This window comes from Citrobacter sp. wls757 (assembly GCF_005280935.1).
In the GTDB taxonomy this organism is placed as follows: domain Bacteria; phylum Pseudomonadota; class Gammaproteobacteria; order Enterobacterales; family Enterobacteriaceae; genus Citrobacter; species Citrobacter portucalensis.
This window is the reverse complement of record NZ_SZWU01000032.1, coordinates 1937-2261: the sequence shown is the minus strand read 5'-3', so window position 1 is coordinate 2261 and position 325 is coordinate 1937.

Genomic DNA, 325 nt, shown 5'->3' with positions numbered 1-325 from the left:
GCACCCACACTTTACTTACAGTTCACCTACACGTTACCTACAGAAGACCTACGATTCCCATGTACTTTAAACACACCACAGCAAACGACGGAAAGAAGCGGTGAACGGGCACGCAATTTATTGCGGGGTCGTGAGGCGCTGGCAGGGTGTCGGGGCGGCAAGCCCTGACAAAAGGCATTTGTGGTGCCGCGTGTGCGCGGTATTACAAATGCACATCCTGTCCGCTGCTTTAACTTTTGTAATCAGAGAACGTCAGAGGATGTCACTTTGCGGCGCTAGCCCTATCCTGCATAGTATTAAAAAATGCAGCTATGGCGCGTACGGT